Genomic DNA, 19,406 nt, shown 5'->3' with positions numbered 1-19,406 from the left:
CTAACTCACAACCGCTTCCTTATATTTTTCAATTAACCCGATAAACTCATCAAAAAGAAATTCTGTATCAGTTGGTCCGCTTGATGCTTCAGGGTGAAACTGAGTGGAGAAAAATGGCTTGGTTTTATGGCGAATCCCTTCGTTTGTATCGTCATTCAGATTGACAAACAGAGGCTCCCAATCTTTTTCAAGGCTTTTGGTGTCCAACACAAAACCATGGTTCTGACTAGTAATATAGCAAGTATCAGTCCCAACCTTTTTTACCGGGTGGTTATGCGCCCTGTGCCCATATTTCAATTTGTGTGTGGAACCACCGGCTGCGATGCCCATTAGCTGGTTGCCAAGACAAATTCCAAAAATTGGTTTATCACCTTTAAGTGCTTTTTGAATATTGGCAACTGTTTCTTTGTAAACTTCAGGATTTCCGGGTCCGTTTGACAACATGATGCCATCGTAATCCTCCTTTGTAAAGTCGTAATCCCATGGCACGCGAATAACTGTGGTATCGCGTTTTAGCAAGCAGCGAAGAATATTATACTTTGCACCAGTATCCACCAAAACAATTCGGTGCTTTCCGTTGCCATAAATCATCTTCTCTGTTGCGCAAACCTGAGCAGCAAGATTATCATTATCCGGGTTATAGAAAGGAACATCTACATCATCAATGATGATTTTTCCAAGCATTGGACCCTTTTCCCTCAGAATTTTTGTTAATTCACGCGTGTCGATATCAAAAATTCCGGGAACTTCATTTTGAATAAGCCAATCACTTAAGCTGTGGCCTGCATTCCAGTGACTAAATTCAAAGGAATAATCAGACACCACCAAGCCTGAGATATGAATCCGGTCGGATTCATAAAATTTAGGAATACCAAATTCTTCCTCTTTGGATGGAACTCCGTAATTTCCAACCAATGGATAAGTTGACACCAAAATCTGCCCCTTATAAGAGGGGTCGGTTAAACTTTCAGGGTATCCGGTCATGGCCGTATTAAACACCACTTCTCCCGAAACCGACTTAGGAAAGCCAAAAGATTTTCCATTGAACACAGTACCATCATCCAGCACCAGCTTTACTTTTTTTAATCCAGATATCATACAACAGGTTTAATTAGGTTTATTTTGTTGTTGCAAATTTACAAATAATAGAGTTGAGATAACAGAAAAATAATCACTTTTGCATATTTATTTATTAAAAACAACGCATTGTGCATATAAATACAAAAACGGCATCAATTTTAAATTGATGCCGTTTTGAAGTTATCTTCTGTTGATGGCGACATAATCTCGCCTGGTTGACACATTTTTATATGCCGGACGAATAATCCTGGCACTAGATGATGTAACCTCTTCAATTCGGTGAGCAGCCCATCCTGCAACCCTTGCAATTGCAAAAATTGGAGTATATAATTCTTCAGGAATACCAAGACACTGATAAACAAATCCGGAATAGAAATCCACATTGGGAGAAATCACTTTAGAGCTTGAACCTTTAAAACGATAAAAAGCTTCAGGCCCAAGGCGCTCAATGCTTTCATATAGGTTATACTCATCTTCACGACCTTTCTCCTTGGCCAATTCCCGTGCTTTCTCCTTCAGCAACACACAGCGTGGGTCTGATAGGGTATAAATGGCATGTCCGATACCGTATATCTTTCCTGAACCATCATAGGCCTTCTTATTCAGAATTTTTGTAAGATATTCATCTACCTCTTTTTCATCGGCCCAATTCTTAACATTTTTCTTGATGTCCTCCATCATTTCAATCACCTTGATATTGGCGCCACCATGCAAACCACCTTTAAGAGAGCCCAAAGCTGCCGCAATGGCCGAATAGGTGTCGGTTTGTGCCGAACTCACCACTCTTGTTGTAAAAGATGAGTTGTTACCTCCTCCATGCTCAGCATGAAGTACCAGAGCCAAATCAAGCAAATCGGCTTCTAAACGGGTATAGTCATCACCCTTTAGCATATAGAGAAAATTCTCAGCCAAACTCAAATCAGGATTTGGGTGACGAATTATCATTGACTTGTGCTGAAAAGAGTGACGCATCCCAAAGTACGCATATGCCACGATAACCGGGAAGCGAGCCAAAAGACTGATGGATTGCCTGATTAAGTTCTCTGGAGTATAATCCTCTGCATTGTCATCGTCGGTATATAAACCCAGTACCGTGCGGGCAAGCATATTCATAATATTTTTCCCGCGTAGAGATAAAATCAGGTTTTTGGAAAGAGAAAAAGGTAGTTCCTGCTCCTGCTTAATTAGGTCAGTAAATTCCTTTAAATCCTTGTTATCGGGAAGTTGTCCAGTAATTAAAAGAAACGCAGTTTCCTCGAAACCGTGGCGACCATCGGCCTGAAAGCCTCTTGTCAGTTTGGTTATTTCGTATCCTCTGTAATAGAGTTCTCCATGTTGCGGAATGTTTTTACCATCTTCTCCCTTTGTATAACCCACCACATCACCGATGTTGGTTAGTCCAACCAAAACTCCTGTAAAATCGGCGTTCCGAAGTCCCCGTTTTACATTATAAACATTGTAAAGCTCTTTGTCAACTTCGCAGCACTTAACTGCCGACCTGGCTAATCTTTCCAATAATGCCATTTTTCGTAATTTATATGGTTAAGTGATTATTTTTGCTATTGCTTCATTCATTTTATCGAAAGAAAATACCGATACCACCGCATCCATTTTCGATTTTATCTCATTGTTGCAAAGGTTTCCGATGCTTCCGGCATGAGAATGATGAATGGATTCAGGCACCTCAAATTTTCCGGCTTCAATTTCGCGGCCAACCTGTTTGTAAGCCTCCCTGAAGGGGATGCCTTCCAACACACGGCGGTTTACTTCCTCCACGCTGAATGCATATTTATATAGAGGATTTTTTAATAAATCCATATTCACTTTCATGTTTTTAACGGCAAAAGCCGTTAATTCCAAACAGCTCTTTAACTCATCAAATGCAGGAATAAACACCTCCTTGATGATTTGCAAATCGCGGAAATATCCCGAAGGGAGATTTCCTGTAATCATCCCAATCTGATTAGGAAGAGCCTGTATTTTGTTGCATCGGGCACGAATCAACTCAAAAACATCCGGGTTTTTCTTGTGAGGCATGATGCTGCTTCCCGTGGTTAACTCATCGGGCAAACCAATGAATGCAAAGTTCTGACTCATATACAAACAGGCATCCATGGCCAGTTTGCCAATGGTTCCGGCAATGGAAGCCAACGCCATAGCAACGGCACGTTCGGTTTTTCCACGTCCCATCTGAGCATACACCACATTGTAACTCATATCATCAAACCCAAGTAATCGGGTGGTCAGATTTCTGTCCAAGGGGAAAGAACTGCCATACCCTGCGGCGGCACCAAGCGGATTTTGATTAACAATTCGCCATGCCGCATTGAGCATGTACATGTCGTCCACCAAACTTTCAGCGTAGGCACCAAACCAAAGGCCAAAAGATGATGGCATAGCCACTTGCAAATGTGTGTATCCGGGCATCAAATCATCTTTATGCGCCTCACTCTTCCGTTGCAGTTCTGCAAAAAGCTGCTGAACGTCATGGCTGAGTTCGTAAATCCGATGACGAGAATATAGTTTTAGGTCGAGTAAAACCTGATCGTTTCTGGAACGACCACTGTGTACTTTCTTACCAACATCACCAAGTTTACGAGTGAGCATAAGCTCCACCTGAGAATGAACATCTTCGATGCCTTCCTCAATAACAAAGTTGCCATTAATGGCGCCTTTGTAAAGAGAATTTAATTCCGGCAACAGCTGCTGCAAATCAGCAGCGGTTAACAACCCAACCTTTTCAAGCATGGTGATGTGTGCCATGGTTCCCAGGATATCAAAAGGAGCCAATTCTACATCCAATTCACGATCCTTGCCAATTGTGAAATCTTCAATGGCTTTATTTACAACAGTATCTTTTTCCCAGAGCTTCATTCGCTATGCTTTTCTTTTTATATTTAGATATAAGACTTTTAGATTTTTAGATTCAAGATAGGTCTATAATCATTTCTGACTAACACATCTGTACAACTTCAAACTTATTGTCTAAAAAATATATCCCGAAACATTCGGCACCAACATTCTATTGATAATGCTTACGCCCATCCAGAGCTAAATTTAATTTAACACCACTTGCATAGGGCGTTGCCCCATGCTGATAATGACGCCCCCCTGGGGCTATACAAAACAACCATTTTAAAAGCAATCTGTCAAAATAGAGCTCTAACGTCTAATGATCTTATATCTAACATCTAATTTAAATTCCATCAGAACGTAAGTCCATCCAACAGTTTAATATATGTTTCAATACCGGCTTTTATTTCATCAATATATATATACTCGTTTACCGTGTGGGAGCGGGCTGAATCACCGGGTCCAATTTTCAGGGTATCGAATGGCATCACTGCCTGATCGCTTGTGGTGGGTGAACCAAAAGCCTCCAATCCCATGTCAATTCCACGTTTCACGATGGGATGTTCCTGCGGTATGGATGAGGAGTTCAGTCTGAATGAGCGTGCATTCAATTCACAACTTACCTGGTTTTTGAGAATTTCGAACACCTCTTGGTTGCTGTAACACTCATTGATTCTCACATCCACCATGAACGAACACCTGTCGGGTATAACGTTATGCTGAGTTCCGGCATTTATACCGGTTACAGTCATTTTTACCTCACCCAGAAAAGGAGAAACCTTTTCAAATTTATAATCTTTAAAAAATTGCAGTACCGGCAACGCCTCGATTATGGCATTTACGCCTTCGTTGCGGGCAGCATGACCAGCCTTTCCGTAAACTATGCCATCTATCACCAGCAAACCTTTTTCGGCTACAGCCATCTGCATACGGGTTGGTTCACCAACAATCCCCAAATCAACATCACCTATAAGCGGCAATATGGATGCAACATTATTTACTCCAGAAACTTCCTCCTCCGCTGTGGCAGCAAAAATAAGGTTGTAAGCCTGGCTCCTTCCGCTTAAGTATCTGAAAGCTGCCATTAATGCAACCAGTGGCCCCCCGGCGTCATTACTTCCCAATCCGGTAATCTTTCCATCGCTTTCTACCGGCGTTAGAGGATCATGATCCCAATTGCCGGAAGCTTTTACCGTATCAATGTGTGAATTGAGAAGAATGGTAGGTCGGGACTCGTCGTAACCCGGTGCAACTACCCAAACATTGTTATTTTTGCGTGAAGGAGAGAATCCAAATCTCTGCAGACTTTCCTCCATCATATCAGCAGCCTGCTTTTCGTCACGGCTAACTGAAGGGATAGAGATGAGCATTTTCAGCATCTCAACTGCATCGATATGTAAAGATTCAGGTATCATCACAATTTTAAAACTGTTCCGGCGCTTGGACTTGCCAAACCTGCGGTGTTGGTTATTTTTATCTGAAACACGCCTTTCTTAAGCGCATCAAAACTATTGTCGAGTTTTGGAATCATTCCATCGGCCACAATGCCATCGCGCTTAAGGTTTTCATATACATCCGGTGTAATTGTTGAAATCACCGAACCGGGATCATCAATGTCTTTAAGGACACCTGGCAGTTCAAAACAAAACACCAGGGTAACCCGATACAAAGCCGACATGGCCGAGGCTACAGCCGAAGCCATGGTGTCAGCATTGGTATTCAACAATTGACCATTTCCGTCGTGGGTTAACGGTGCGATAACTGGAACCACGCCTGCCTTCAGCAAAGCATCAATGGCATTTGCATTCACCTCTTTTATATCCCCAACAAAGCCGTAATCAATGGCCGAGTTGGTTCTTTTTACCGATTGAATGATGTTCATGTCGGCACCTGTCATTCCCAGGGCGTTACAACCCCGGGCCTGCATTCCCGACACAACGCCTTTATTAACAAGACCTCCGTAAACCATTGTCACCACCTCCAGCATTTCACTGTCGGTAATACGACGCCCCTCCACCATTTTTGTTTCAATGCCAAGACGTGCTGCCACTGAAGTGGCAGAACGACCTCCTCCATGTACCAAAATCTTCGGAGATGGCAATGAAACAAAATCATTCAACAAGCCGGATAAACTATCTGCTTCTTCAACAACTTTACCGCCTACTTTTACAATGGTTAAATCCTGCATTTATTTTGTATTATGGATTCTTTTTTATCTAATTATCAAACCAAAATCTAACATCTAATAACCTTATATCTATCCCAGTTACAAATCTTCTTCTTCAGCGATGTATTGCAACATACGTTTCAGCACAACCTGTGCTGAAACAACACGGTTAGCAGCTTCATCGATAACAATCGAATTTGGACTTTCAATAACCCCATCGGTCACAATCATATTTCGACGAACGGGTAGACAATGCATAAACTTCGCATTATTGGTCAGTGCCATCTTCTCTTCATCCACAGTCCATGAACGATCGGTGGAAAGAATTTTCCCGTAATCAGAATAACTGGCCCAGTTCTTGGCGTAAATAAAATCAGCACCTTCAAAAGCTTTCCTCTGGTCGGGTTCATACTTAACCCCATCCATAAATTCGGGAGCCAGATCGTAGCCTTTGGGATGGGTTACAACCAAGTCCACATTGGCTACCTTCATCCATTCCACAAATGAGTTAGGAACGGCCTGAGGTAATGCTTTTGGGTGTGGAGCCCAGGTTAAAACCACTTTTGGACGTTCCACTGTTTTGTACTCTTCAATGGTAAACAAATCAGCAAATGCCTGCAGAGGGTGTCTGGTTGCTGACTCCAGGCTTATTACAGGAACACCCGAAAGTTCAATAAACTGATTAAGGATTTTCTCACTGTAATCTTCCTCCTTGTTTTCAAATTTTGCGAAAGAACGTACACCAATAATATCGCAGTATCGTCCCATAACCGGCACCGCTTCACGAATATGCTCAGGCTTATCGCCATTCATCACCACCCCAAATTCTGTTTCAAGTTGCCAGCCATCCTTGTTAATGTCCATCACGATAACGTTCATACCAAGGTTAAATCCGGCTCTCTGGCTGCTGAGCCGTGTTCTCAAACTTGAGTTAAAAAAGAGCAAAAGCAACGTTTTGTTGCGTCCTAAAGCCTGGTCGGCATAAGGATTATTCTTTGCGTTGCGAGCATCTTCCAAGGCTTTGGAAAAACTGCCAATATCATCGGGTGTTAAAAATCTCTTCATACAATTAATAATTTATGGTCTGGTTAATCCGTCACTTTCAATAAGCCATTTGTAACTGGTTAATTCGGGCAAAGCCATTGGGCCACGAGCATGCAATTTCTGGGTACTGATTCCGATTTCGGCACCCATTCCAAACTGTGCTCCATCGGTAAATGCCGTGGATGTGTTGGCATAAACAGCTGCGGCATCCACTTCACTGAAGAAACGTACTTTATTAGCTTCGCTGGCAGTGATGATGGCTTCGCTGTGCTTTGTACTATAGCGTGCTATGTGTTGCAAAGCTTCATCCATGCCGCCAACCACTTTTACAGAGAGTTTGTAGTCAAGATGCTCCCTACCCCACGAATCTTCTGTGGCAGGTTTTAACAGTTCTACCGGATATTTGCCTTTCAAGAATTTAAAGCTCAATTCGTCGGCCTCAATTACAACATTTTTCTCTGCAAGAGGCATCACAAGTTCTCCAAGTTCTTCGAGTCTGCATTGATTTACCAATAAGCACTCCAGCGCATTACACACACTTACTCTGCGGGTTTTAGCATTAAAAATGACCTCTTTACCTTTTATTAAGTCAGCCGTTTCATCAAAATATGTATGAACCACTCCGGCCCCGGTTTCTATTACCGGTACTTTGGAATTATTACGTACAGAATCGATCAAACCTTGCGAACCTCTTGGAATCAACACATCCACATAACCAACAGCATTCATCAGTTCTGTGGCAGCTTCCCTTTCCGGAGGAAGAAGTTGCACCACATCTGTGGAAACCCCAAATTCTTTTAAGCTGGCTTCGATTAAAGAAACAACTGCCTGATTGGAATACCATGCATCTTGACCGCCTTTTAGTACCGATACATTTCCCGTTCTGAAACAAAGTGCAAAAACATCGAAAGTAACGTTGGGTCTGGCTTCGTAAATCACGCCCACCACTCCCAGAGCAACTCTCATTTTACGTAATTTCAACCCATTAGGCATTTCACGCTGCTCCAGCACTTCACCAATTGGAGAATTCATTCCTGCAACATTTCGCAGATCACCTGCAATTGCACGAATGCGTTCTTCGGTCAGTTTCAGACGGTCGTACCGGGGATCAGTTACAGGCATTCTCTCCAGATCTTTTTGATTTGCTGCCAACAAATCCTCAATGGCAGCCTCCGCTCGATCAGCAAGATCAAGTAAAACTTTTTGATTTGTATCACTGCTCACTCGCACCATTTCAAGTGCGGCTTCTCTTGCTTTATGAATCTGTGAAATAGCACTCATATGATATTGGACATTTATTTTTGTAACATCAGATAACTAAAATAAGGTTAAAGGTTTAGCTATGAAAACAAATAAAGATAATCATAATGAACCAATGGTTTATACTTCGCATCATTCTTATGCTCATCCGCTTTTTTTCTGTCATATTGGGCTTTGCCTATTCCAACAACCTTGTTGTTGAAATCAATAATTTTCAGCAAATCTCCCTTTTTAAAATCTCCCTCCATTCTAGTGACTCCGGCCAACAAAAGGCTTGTTGCTTTGGCAGAGAAAAGAGCCTGCCGTGCACCTTCATTTATGTGCACTTCGCTGTTGGCAAATCCTGCTGAATAGGCCATCCATTTTTTTACGGCCGGTCGTGGTGTTCCCGGCAAAAAACGGGTATGTCTCACAGATTCCGCATCAGACGCCAACAATGTAATAACATTTTCGTTGGTTCCATTGGCAATGTGAACTGAAATCCCTCCAGCGGCGGTGCTCTGTGCTACCCGTCCTTTGGTTAGCATCCCACCCCTTCCAAAGTTGCTCTTCTGGGTCGTTACATATCCGGTCAAATCCACATTTTCGCTATCAATTTCTTCTACCAACTGCGAATCAGGAGAATTGGGATTTCCATTGAATATCCCATCCACATTGGTAAGGATAAATAAGGCTTCAGTGTTCATCATAGAAGCCACCAAACCAGCCAACTCATCATTGTCTGTAAACATCAGTGCCGTTACCGAAACGGCATCATTCTCATTAATTATCGGGACAATCTGATTATTAAGCAACACCGAAATACAGTTTTTCATATTCAGGTAATGCTCCCTGGTTCTGAAGTCCTCTTTAGTAACCAATACCTGTGCACAGGACATTTTATGCATATCAAACAATGAGGCATAATTGGTAACCAACTTTACTTGTCCTACTGAAGATAGCAACTGTCTCTCGGACACCGGATCTTTCCGGTGTTTATAATTTACCAGGCTTCTGCCGGCTGCCACTGCTCCAGAGGAGACCAAAATAACTTTAACTCCTTTTTTATGCAGAAATGCAATTTGGTCTGTAATGTGCGCCATGCGCTCCACATCCAGTTTACCATCCGGGCGGGTCAGTACGTTCGACCCTATTTTAATAGTGATGCTTTTATACACTTTAATAATATCGCTGCTTTAGAACTGTTACTTCTGCTGTTTACTTCCGTTCTCAATTTTTTGATATGAAGCCATCAGTCCTTTTATTAAAGAAGAACTAAACCCTTGATGCTCCATCTCATTCAAACCTGAAATGGTAATACCTCTGGGGGTTGTAACCTTATCAATTTCGGCCTCGGGGTGAGTTCCGCCCTCAATAAGCAGATGTGCTGCTCCTTTAACGGTTTGGGAAGCAATTTTCAAAGCCAACTCTGATCCAAAGCCAATTTCAATCCCACCTTGTGTAGCTGCACGAATAAACCTCAATGCAAAAGCAATGCCGCAGGCGGCAAGGACAGTTGCACCCGCCATCAACTCTTCGGGGATGAACTGAACAGTTCCCAATTGCTCAAAAAGAGCTTTCACCTTTTCGTCCTGATCGGGAGTTGCATTCAAAGATGCCAGGCATGTCATGGACTGACCAATGGCTACAGCAGTATTGGGCATGGCACGAAAAACGGCATTCTTGCCTCCGCTTAATTCCAACAGAGTTTTGTTATCAATTCCTGTAGCCAGTGAAATCAATACAGCATCACCTGCAATGGCAGGTGATATTTCAGCCAGTAAGTCCTTCATTTGGTATGGCTTAACGGCCAGAAAAACAATTTTTGCAGATTTGACAGCCTCCAGATTATTTGATCCCGTTATAACACCAAAGCCAGCCAATGGAGCCAACAATTGGGCTCTACGACGAGTTACATGAATCATTTGCGGATCGCAGGCTTTTGTGTGAACCAAGCCACGTGCAATGGCTGATCCTAAGTTTCCTCCTCCAATTATGGCTATTTTTTCCATAAAACTAAATTCTTCTCTATACCTGGTTAAATTATGCTTCTATTCCCGGCGAATCATCAGCCAACCAACAAAAGCATGACAAAAATCAACATTATCATTGTTTTTCCAAACACGTAAAGATATAAAAAACTATAGTTTTTTATAATCCATCCACATTATCATTAAAATGTACTTGAACATGGCCCCAGTTTTCTCCTCGCCGTATGCGATGCAGTTGCATCTCGCTTACTCCAAATTGTTTGGCAATAATTCTCAGTTTTGTCTTGCGATCAGGATCAAGTAATTTTTTCTTTAATCTCATCACCTGTGTCATGGTTAACTTTGGCCCTTCCACGGGGATACGCTCTTTGACCTTTTGGCGAGCATCCAGAACTGTAGGATTATGCTGCTGATGAGCCAGAGTCTCCTTTCTGTTTGCCCATTTTAAATTTGAAACAAAATTATTAGTCTTGTTATAATCCAGATGTAAAACAAATTGCTGTCCTTCTTCGGGTTTTGGCAAAAAGTATTCAGCGACTAATTTATGAACATAAAACGTCGTGGATTTACCGAACGGTCGTAAAGGTAAAGTTTTATAGCCTTTAAGTGTACCGCCTTTAACGATTCGTGCGTTTTCAAAGCTGTCAGAGAAACTGACAACACGCCCATAATTACTGATGGCATATCGCTTTCGCAATGCCCCTTTTGGGAAAACAATCTCTTTCCACTCCTCATTCCAAAACGAAGTTTTCAATTGAGGGCAGGTAGTCAGGTTTGTGTTTTTCATAATTTCAATTCTTCATAGGTCTTTTACAATGTTTTTTGTGGGGATTTATAAACCTCTGAAAAACTCTCTAAAAATCGGGATGCCATTTCATGAGTCAGGGTTAGAGGAGGTAAAAGTCGTATAACATTGGTTGATGAAACACCGGTAAATATCCTCTTTTCATCCAAAAGCGCTTTTCTGATTGGGGCTACACTTCCTTCAAACTCAATCCCTATCATCAGTCCGCTACCGCGTACCTCCGAAATCCCATCCAGTTTGCCCAGTTCATCCATAAGATATTGACCTACATTACGGGCATTTTCAATCAGTTTTTGCTCTTCCATTACTTCCAAAACGGCCAGAGATGCTGCACATGCCAGATAATTTCCTCCAAAAGTGGTTCCCAACAGTCCGTGTGATGCCTCAAATGATGGTGAGATTAAAACACCACCTACCGGGAAACCATTTCCCATGCCCTTTGCTGTTGTAATGATGTCCGGGGAAATATTTGATGCCTCAAAGGCAAAAAACGAACCTGATCGGCCATATCCCGACTGGATTTCGTCCAGAATTAAAACTGTGCCCGTTTCGCGGCACAGTTTGTCCAGCTCTGTTAAAAATCCTGCTTCCGGCACCCGAATGCCTCCAATACCTTGTATGCCTTCAATGATTACTGCGCAAACATCTCCATTGGCAATCTCATTTTTCACTCCTACCAAATCATTCAAAGGTAAAATAACGGAGTGGTGTCCTTTATTAACTTCAGCCTGTATTTTTGAATTATCGGTAACTGCAACAGCAGCGGAAGTTCTTCCATGGAAACCTTTACCAAATGCAATCACCCGCTTTTTGCCGGTATGAAAAGAAGCCAGTTTTAGCGCATTCTCGTTGGCCTCTGCCCCCGAGTTGCATAAAAAGAGAGAATAATTCTCAAGGCCGCTTAGTTTACCAAGCTTTTCGCCTAGTTCCACTTGCAATGGATTCTGAACCGAGTTGGAATAGAATCCTATATTGTTAAGTTGACCAGTAATTCGCTTTATGTAATGAGGATGCGAATGACCTATGGATATTACGGCATGACCGCCATACAAATCTAGATACTCGTTGCCCTTATCGTCCCACACGACACAATCCTTTGCCTTTACAGGAGTGACATTCATTAAGGGATATACATCAAATAAATTCATATTTTTCGAATAATTTAAAAACCGGAAGGTTTTAAATAGAGTCCACATTTTTCATCCAATCCAAACATCAGATTCATATTCTGAACTGCCTGACCCGATGCGCCTTTTGTAAGATTATCAATAATGCTTGTGATATGCAGCTTACCATCATATTTAGCCAGATGCAACAGACATTTATTGGTGTTCACCACCTGCTTAAGGTCAATGTTTTGGTTTGATCGAATAGTAAATGCCGCATCTGCATAAAAGCGGTCGAATAATTCAGCGGCACTGCTCTGATCCAAGTCACAATCGAGATAAACCGATGCAAGTATTCCACGGGTAAAATCGCCCCTGAGAGGGACAAAATTTAATGGCAGATTAAAAACAGGCATCAACTGTTTTATCGATTGTCTTATTTCACCGAGATGCTGATGTGAAAAAGCTTTATAAACTGATATATTGCTGTTTCTCCAGCTAAAATGAGTTGTTCCGGTGGGAGCTTGCCCTGCCCCCGTAGAGCCGGTGATGGCATGAATGTGAGTTTCTTTCAGCAAACCTTCTGAAGCCAATGGCAACAAAGCCAACTGAATGGCAGTAGCAAAGCAGCCAGGATTGGCAACCTTTTGCGCTTTGCGAATTTCATCGCGATTCAGCTCCGGCAATCCATACACAAAATCATTACCCGCTGCATTCAAACGAAAATCATGACTGAGGTCAATGATTTTCACCTTGGAAGGGATTTCATTATTCTCTATAAATTCCGCAGATTTTCCATGCCCCATGCAAAAATACAAGACATCAATTGACGAGAAGTCCGGCTTTTCATCAAATGCGAGATTGGTGTCTCCAAGCAAGTCGGTGTGCACCTTATAAACCGGTTGACCTGCATGACTTGAACTCAACACCCATGAGATTTCTGCCTGTGGATGTCCCAACAATATTCTGATAAGTTCTCCTGCCGTGTAACCGGCTCCTCCAATGATTCCAACTTTAATCATATCTTACAGCTCCAGTTGCCCTTTATTTACATTATTATAAATCTTCAATGAATTGGAAATAATGGTTGTAAACCCTTTAACATCATCTCCATTCCATGCTTTATTCACTTCTCCGTATTCGCCAAAATCACTCTTCATCAAATCATGTGCAGAGTCAATTCCTACCATTTCAAAACGGTATGGATGGAGGTTGATATAAACTTTTCCTGATACATTCTGCTGTGTACTTTCCAAAAAGGCTTCAATATCGCGCAAAACCGGCTCGAGGTACATGGCTTCATGAAGCATCATGCCGTACCAATTTGAGATTTGCTCTTTCCAGTACATTTGCCATTTGGTAAGCGTGTGCTTTTCCAATAAATGATGAGCTTTAATAATCAGGGTTGGAGCAGCAGCTTCAAAACCAACACGTCCCTTAATTCCAATGATGGTATCGCCCACGTGAACATCGCGACCAATGGCGTATGCTGAACCTATTTTCTCTACTTCCTTTATGGCATCAATTTTATTGGCGAAAGATTTTCCGTTAACTCCAACCAACTCACCTTTAGCAAACTCAAGCTCGAGCTTTTCCGACTCCGATTTTTGAGGTTGCGACGGATACGCCTCTGCCGGCAGTCCCTTGTCTGATGTAAGCGTCTCTTTTCCGCCTATACTTGTTCCCCAAAGTCCTTTATTTATGGAGTAAGCCATTTTAGTCCAGTCGCGCTCCACACCTTCCTTTTTCAGGTATTCAATTTCGGCTTCACGGCTCAATACCTGATCTCTGATTGGAGTGATGATTTCGATATCGGGAGCCAGAATTTGGAAAGTAAGGTCGAAACGAACCTGATCGTTACCGGCACCTGTACTCCCGTGAGCAATATATTTAGCTCCAATGTTGCGTGCATAATCCACTATGGCCAATGCCTGAAATATTCGCTCCGAAGAGACTGAAAGAGGATACGTGTTGTTTTTCAACACGTTTCCGTACACCATGTAACGGATGCACTTGTTGTAATAATCATCCGTAACATCAAGGCTCACATGTTTGGCAACACCTAAACCATAGGCTTTCTCTTCAATGTCTTTAAGTTCAACATCTGAAAAACCGCCGGTATTGGCAATGGCCGACCACACTTCAAGGTTTCTTTCCTTTGCTAAATATTTCACGCAATAGGAGGTATCTAAACCTCCGCTGTATGCTACAACTACTTTTTCCTTCATAGTTAATGCTATCTTATTCTGTTTATGCTTTTATACAAAAATGGCTACCAGTTTCCTGAAGAAACTCTTGTTGGATTTATCGTTTGCTTTACTCTTTCCGCCCTGTAAAAAGACGAACCGCTTAAACCGAAGCCAACGTTCGTAAACTTTCAGTTTTCTTTTTGGCAATGGTTTGGGTTTGCTTTTCTTTTTCTCCTCTTTCTCCGGGTCGTAAAGCATTCCGGTGCAAAGGCAGTGTTTGCGATTGGTTCGCATCAGAATATCGTAATTGACACAACTTTGACAACCTTTCCAGAACTGTTCATCATCGGTCAGCTCAGAAAAAGTAACAGGCTTATATCCCAGTCCGGAATTGATTTTCATCACGGCCAACCCGGTGGTAAGTCCAAAAATCTTCGCTTTTGGATACTTTTTTCTGGACAACTCAAACGCCTTTTGCTTGATGTCTCTCGCCAAACCCTGTCCGCGAAACTGGTCTGCCACAATCAACCCCGAATTGGCCACAAACTTATCGTGCCCCCATGATTCAATATAGCAAAACCCTGCAAACTCACCTTCAGCCAAAGCAATAATCGCCTTCCCGTCAATCATCTTCTGACGCACGTACTCAGGATTACGCTTGGCAATTCCTGTGCCTCTCACTTTTGCCGCATCGGCAATTGTTTGAAGGATGACATCTACATATTCCAGATGTTTTTCTGAAGCAATATGTATGGTTACCTTTTTCTCCATTAAAATACTTACAATTAATCGTTCCCTGGTTAAACTCCGAATAACAAAAAACTAAATTTTCATTACAAAACTTTATCCTCAATGCCCGGAATAAACATATCCAACGACCTGAGAACTTCTTCAATGCTGATCCCTTCCCTGCAGATTAATAATATGGTATCATCTCCGGCAATGGTTCCAAGGATTTCATAACAACCCTGTCCATCAATTACAGAAGCAATACCATTGGCAAAACCCGGACGGGTTTTTACCACTGCCATATTTCCTGAAAACTCAAGAGACAATATTCCTCCCAAAGGGAAGTCTTCTCTTAGATTCTCCTTTTCAACCTCAACTGTTTCATCAGGCAGCACATATATGTATCCTCCGTCATTGCCCGGTTGTTTGGCAACTTTCAATGCCTTTAGGTCACGCGACAGAGTGGCCTGAGTAGTACTAAAACCCTCTTTTCCCAGCAATGCCAGCAGTTCCTCCTGACTTCCTACCCTGTTTTTTTCAATGAGCCTGATTATGGCATTTATTCTTTGTGTCTTTATCTTCATGGTGAAGACTTAAGGTTATGTGTTTAAAAAAGAGCGAGGGGCTTAACCAATCAATGCTGTAAAATGGCTATCCCCTTTTTATAAACCTGAATAATTATTCAAGCAAAGCGCAAATTTATACAATATTATTCAATCCAAAAAGAAATGGAGATATTTTTTCCGGTTTTGATAAAAAATATTCAAACACCTGTGAAATGTGGTTTTTAAACCACATTTTTTAACACCCTCTGAAAACGTGAGTATTTCTACATATTCAAAAAATATACAAAAAAAGTATCATCATATACATGATTTTTGTTTAAAGATGATGTAAATTTGCACAAATAAGATTCCTAAATCTATCTAAATATCATCATTCGCATGAAAAAACATGTAAACAAGGTTGTAATCCTTGGTTCGGGAGCATTAAAAATTGGAGAAGCCGGCGAGTTTGATTACTCCGGTTCGCAAGCCATTAAAGCTTTAAAAGAAGAAGGCGTTTACACCATCCTTATCAATCCCAACATTGCCACAGTTCAAACCTCAGAGAAACTGGCAGATAAGATTTACTTTCTTCCGGTAACCCCTTATTTTGTTGAGCAGGTATTGATAAAGGAGAAGCCCGACGGACTTCTCCTTTCTTTTGGTGGCCAAACGGCTCTAAACTGTGGCGTAAAGCTCTTTGAGCAGGGAACTCTGGAGAAATACAATGTTGAAGTGCTGGGTACACCGGTACAATCAATCATTGACACTGAAGATCGTGAAATTTTTGCCGGAAAACTGGCTGAAATTGATGTAAAAACACCAAGAAGTCAGGCTGTCACCACTGTGAATGATGCATTAAAAGCAGCAGAAAAAATGGGATATCCCATTATAGTGCGAGCAGCCTATACGCTTGGAGGAATGGGCAGCGGCTTCTGCTCTAATCCGGAAGAGTTGAAACTCCGTGCCGATAACGCCTTTTCTTATTCCAATCAAATATTGGTGGAAGAGTCGTTAAAAGGATGGAAAGAAGTGGAATACGAAGTGGTTCGGGATGCATACAACAACTGCATTACGGTTTGTAATATGGAAAATTTCGATCCTCTTGGAATTCATACCGGAGAGAGTATTGTTGTGGCACCATCACAAACCTTATCCAACTCAGAATATCATAAACTACGAGAACTCGCCATTAAGATAATAAGGCATATTGGAATTGTAGGTGAATGTAATGTACAGTATGCACTTGACCCATACTCGGAAGATTATCGGGTTATTGAGGTTAATGCAAGGTTATCCCGTTCCAGTGCACTGGCATCAAAAGCCACCGGGTATCCGCTGGCGTTTGTGGCCGCAAAACTGGGACTTGGTTATGGATTGCACGAACTTAAGAATTCCGTAACGAAGGTTACATCTGCATTTTTTGAACCAGCCTTGGATTACGTGGTTTGTAAAATCCCCAGATGGGATTTAAATAAATTCACGGGCGTTTCGCGCCAAATTGGCTCAAGTATGAAAAGCGTTGGTGAAATCATGGCAATTGGACGTACTTTCGAGGAAGCAATCCAGAAAGGCTTGCGAATGGTTGGTCAGGGAATGCACGGATTTGTTGGAAATCAGCCATTAAAAAATAAAGACGTACGGACAGAATTGACCGAACCGACCGACCAGAGGGTTTTTGCTATAGCAGAAGCTCTTGAACAGGGCATGAGCGTTGACGAAATTTATGACCTCAGCAAAATAAACAGATGGTTTCTTGAGAAACTAAAAAACATAACCGACCTTAAAGTAAAATTAGGAAAATATTCGTCGCTTGATGAACTGCCTGACGAACTATTGATTGAAGCCAAAAAGCTTGGTTATTCAGATTTCCAGATTGCACGAATCGTTCTTAAAACCCACGACCACCAAATGGAGGAAGGGTTACTGAAGGTTCGCGAGCACAGAAAACAAAAATCAATCTTACCAGTTGTAAAGCAAATTGACACATTGGCCGGTGAATTCCCGGCAAAAATCAACTACCTGTATCTTACATACAATGGGACTCATCACGATGTTGAATTTGAAAAAGATGGTCGCTCGGTAGTTGTTCTGGGATCAGGAGCCTATAGAATTGGCAGCAGTGTAGAATTTGACTGGTGTAGTGTAAATGCTGTTGAAACAGTGAATGAACAGGGCTTCAGAAGTGTGATGATTAATTACAACCCGGAAACTGTAAGTACAGATTACGATGTTTGTAACCGCCTCTTTTTTGATGAGCTCACTCTTGAACGGGTATTGGACATTGCCGACCTTGAATCTCCTAAAGGGGTTGTAATATCTGTGGGAGGACAGATTCCCAACAATCTGGCCATGCGACTGCACCGCCAAAACATCCCCATATTGGGAACTGCCCCTGAAGATATCGACAGGGCAGAAAACCGCCAGAAATTCTCCTCACTTCTGGATGACTTAAAAATAGATCAGCCACGATGGAGCGAACTCACCTCCATTGAGGACATTTATACGTTTGTTGATGAGGTTGGGTTTCCGGTTCTTGTTCGCCCCTCTTATGTCCTGTCAGGTGCAGCCATGAATGTGGTAAGCAACCGCGAGGAACTTCAACATTTTCTGGAACTGGCCGCCAATGTATCCAAACAATACCCGGTAGTGGTTTCTGAATTCATTGAACAGGCAAAAGAGATTGAAATAGATGCGGTAGCAAGAAACGGGGAAGTAGTGGCATATGCCATCTCAGAACACATTGAGTTTGCAGGCGTGCACTCAGGAGATGCCACCATTGTATTTCCACCGCAAAAAATATATATTGAAACCATTCGAAGGGTAAAACAGATTTCCAGGAAAATAGCAGCTGCTCTTAACATCTCAGGACCATTTAACATGCAGTTGCTCGCAAAGGATAACGACATTAAAGTCATTGAATGTAACCTGAGAGCATCCCGAAGCTTCCCCTTTGTTTCAAAGGTTCTTAAAGTCAACCTGATTGACATTGCTACCAGAGTGATGCTGGGACTGTCGGTTGAAAAACCCAATAAAAGTCTTTTCGAACTGGACTATGTTGGCATTAAGGCTCCGCAATTTTCTTTTGCCAGATTATTGCAAGCCGACCCGGTTCTTGGAGTGGATATGGCATCTACAGGGGAGGTTGGATGTATTGGAACCAATTACTATGACGCTGTTTTGCAGTCAATGCTTTCTGTTGGGTATCGGGTTCCTGAGAAAAACATCCTTATTTCTTCTGGGCCATTGAGGGATAAAATAGAATTACTATCAAGTGCAAGACTTCTTTCCGAGAAAGGTTATAATCTGTTTGCAACTTCGGGAACACACAGGTTTTTTGAAGAAAACGGCGTTAAAACAACCTTGTTGCACTGGCCGGATGAACCGGAAAAACAGCCCAATACCATGGACTTAATTAGGGATAAAAAACTCGATTTGGTAATCAACATACCCAAAAACCTGACCAAGGGAGAGTTAAAAAATGGCTACCAAATCCGACGCAGCAGTATTGATTTTAATATCCCACTGATAACCAATGCCAGGCTGGCAAGTGCTTTTATCAATTCATTCTGTAAAATGAGTATGGATGATATTTCGATTAAGAGCTGGGATGAATATAAGTAAAACCCATTCAAAATAGAACTGAAAATAAAAACCG

Annotated in this window: 16 protein-coding genes; 1 reads left to right on the top strand and 15 read right to left on the bottom strand. The window is 42.0% G+C overall.

Translation table 11 applies throughout. The features are described from left to right. From carA to argR, 15 genes are all read right to left on the bottom strand, one after another. Entirely contained in the window at positions 1–1,098 is a 1,098-nt protein-coding gene (gene carA, locus B5X70_RS01620) for a glutamine-hydrolyzing carbamoyl-phosphate synthase small subunit (RefSeq protein WP_079556102.1), read from the bottom strand. A 162-nt stretch (positions 1,099–1,260) separates the two neighbouring features. Then, positions 1,261–2,604 (bottom strand): citrate synthase, encoded by a 1,344-nt coding sequence (locus B5X70_RS01615; RefSeq protein WP_079556101.1) that lies wholly within the window; start codon positions 2,602–2,604, stop codon positions 1,261–1,263. Positions 2,605–2,622: 18 nt separating this feature from the next. Beyond that, positions 2,623–3,954 carry an argininosuccinate lyase gene (gene argH, locus B5X70_RS01610; protein WP_079556100.1) on the bottom strand — a complete coding sequence of 444 codons (1,332 nt, stop codon included), beginning with the start codon at positions 3,952–3,954 and terminating at the stop codon, positions 2,623–2,625. Between the two features lie 332 nt (positions 3,955–4,286). Next, positions 4,287–5,348: a M20 family metallo-hydrolase gene (locus B5X70_RS01605; protein ID WP_079556099.1), complete on the bottom strand. Its 1,062-nt coding sequence runs from the start codon at positions 5,346–5,348 to the stop codon at positions 4,287–4,289. Beyond that, positions 5,348–6,121: an acetylglutamate kinase gene (argB, locus tag B5X70_RS01600; protein WP_079556098.1), complete on the bottom strand. Its 774-nt coding sequence runs from the start codon at positions 6,119–6,121 to the stop codon at positions 5,348–5,350. Before argB ends, B5X70_RS01605 begins: the two co-directional genes overlap by 1 nt. A gap of 78 nt (positions 6,122–6,199) precedes the next feature. Continuing rightward, the gene (locus B5X70_RS01595; protein ID WP_079556097.1) at positions 6,200–7,165 is read right to left on the bottom strand and encodes an N-acetylornithine carbamoyltransferase; all 966 of its coding nucleotides are present in this window, start codon (positions 7,163–7,165) and stop codon (positions 6,200–6,202) included. 12 nt (positions 7,166–7,177) lie between these two features. Then, on the bottom strand, positions 7,178–8,425 hold the full coding sequence (locus B5X70_RS01590) for a glutamate-5-semialdehyde dehydrogenase (protein WP_079556096.1): 1,248 nt from the start codon (positions 8,423–8,425) through the stop codon (positions 7,178–7,180). A 59-nt stretch (positions 8,426–8,484) separates the two neighbouring features. Next, the gene (gene proB / locus B5X70_RS01585) at positions 8,485–9,561 is read right to left on the bottom strand and encodes a glutamate 5-kinase (RefSeq protein ID WP_232468404.1); all 1,077 of its coding nucleotides are present in this window, start codon (positions 9,559–9,561) and stop codon (positions 8,485–8,487) included. A gap of 27 nt (positions 9,562–9,588) precedes the next feature. Then, the gene (gene proC / locus B5X70_RS01580; protein ID WP_079556094.1) at positions 9,589–10,395 is read right to left on the bottom strand and encodes a pyrroline-5-carboxylate reductase; all 807 of its coding nucleotides are present in this window, start codon (positions 10,393–10,395) and stop codon (positions 9,589–9,591) included. 139 nt (positions 10,396–10,534) lie between these two features. Next, complete coding sequence (locus B5X70_RS01575) at positions 10,535–11,161, bottom strand: NUMOD4 domain-containing protein (protein ID WP_079556093.1); 627 nt, start codon at positions 11,159–11,161, stop codon at positions 10,535–10,537. Positions 11,162–11,184: 23 nt separating this feature from the next. Then, positions 11,185–12,327, bottom strand: a complete 1,143-nt coding sequence (locus tag B5X70_RS01570) for an aspartate aminotransferase family protein (RefSeq protein ID WP_079556092.1) — start codon at positions 12,325–12,327, stop codon at positions 11,185–11,187. A 14-nt stretch (positions 12,328–12,341) separates the two neighbouring features. Continuing rightward, positions 12,342–13,307, bottom strand: coding sequence for an N-acetyl-gamma-glutamyl-phosphate reductase (argC, locus tag B5X70_RS01565; protein WP_079556091.1), 966 nt, complete (start codon positions 13,305–13,307; stop codon positions 12,342–12,344). A 3-nt stretch (positions 13,308–13,310) separates the two neighbouring features. After that, a complete protein-coding gene (locus B5X70_RS01560) occupies positions 13,311–14,513 on the bottom strand; it encodes an argininosuccinate synthase (protein WP_079556090.1) in 1,203 nt (400 codons plus the stop codon). A 30-nt stretch (positions 14,514–14,543) separates the two neighbouring features. Beyond that, on the bottom strand, positions 14,544–15,245 hold the full coding sequence (locus tag B5X70_RS01555; protein ID WP_079556089.1) for a GNAT family N-acetyltransferase: 702 nt from the start codon (positions 15,243–15,245) through the stop codon (positions 14,544–14,546). A gap of 62 nt (positions 15,246–15,307) precedes the next feature. After that, positions 15,308–15,787 (bottom strand): arginine repressor, encoded by a 480-nt coding sequence (argR, locus tag B5X70_RS01550; protein WP_079556088.1) that lies wholly within the window; start codon positions 15,785–15,787, stop codon positions 15,308–15,310. Between the two features lie 360 nt (positions 15,788–16,147). Between argR and carB the strand changes: the two genes are divergently transcribed. Then, complete coding sequence (carB, locus tag B5X70_RS01545) at positions 16,148–19,372, top strand: carbamoyl-phosphate synthase (glutamine-hydrolyzing) large subunit (RefSeq protein WP_079556087.1); 3,225 nt, start codon at positions 16,148–16,150, stop codon at positions 19,370–19,372. The last annotated feature ends 34 nt before the right edge of the window (positions 19,373–19,406 follow it).

Source organism: Alkalitalea saponilacus, from assembly GCF_900168165.1.
GTDB lineage: Bacteria > Bacteroidota > Bacteroidia > Bacteroidales > Marinilabiliaceae > Natronoflexus > Natronoflexus saponilacus.
This window is presented reverse-complemented; position numbering and strand designations above follow the sequence as displayed.